The 595-nt window shown below is 43.0% G+C and carries 2 rRNA genes; both read left to right on the forward strand.

From position 1 onward, the window contains the following. A 16S ribosomal RNA gene (locus P3R27_RS14620) occupies nucleotides 1–62 on the forward strand; the annotation flags it as partial. A gap of 230 nt (nucleotides 63–292) precedes the next feature. After that, nucleotides 293–595, forward strand: a 23S ribosomal RNA gene (locus P3R27_RS14625); the annotation flags it as partial.

A 595-nucleotide genomic window follows, 5' to 3' on the forward strand; every position in this document is an offset into this window, starting at 1 on the left:
TGATTGGGGTGAAGTCGTAACAAGGTAGCCGTATCGGAAGGTGCGGCTGGATCACCTCCTTTCTAAGGAATATTACGGAGACTACACACGTTTGTCGATACTTTGTTCAGTTTTGAGAGGTCTACTCTCAAAATTTTGTTCATTGAAAACTGGATATTGAAGTAAAAATGTAAGTAATACAAACCGAGAACACCGCGTTGAATGAGTTTTTTAATAAGTTCAATTGCTTATTTTTCTTGATTGGACTTCTATCGCTAGAAGAAAGATCAAAACCCAACCGTAAGGTTGATAAGGTTAAGTGAATAAGGGCGCACGGTGGATGCCTTGGCACTAGGAGCCGATGAAGGACGGGACTAACACCGATATGCTTTGGGGAGCTGTACGTAAGCTATGATCCAGAGATTTCCGAATGGGGGAACCCAGCATCTTTTATAGGATGTTACGTATACGTGAATACATAGCGTATATGAGGTAGACGCAGAGAACTGAAACATCTAAGTACCTGCAGGAAGAGAAAGAAAATTCGATTCCCTGAGTAGCGGCGAGCGAAACGGGAAAAGCCCAAACCAATGAGCTTGCTCATTGGGGTTGTAGG

The sequence above is a fragment of the Enterococcus spodopteracolus genome (assembly GCF_030441955.1).
GTDB lineage: Bacteria > Bacillota > Bacilli > Lactobacillales > Enterococcaceae > Enterococcus_B > Enterococcus_B spodopteracolus.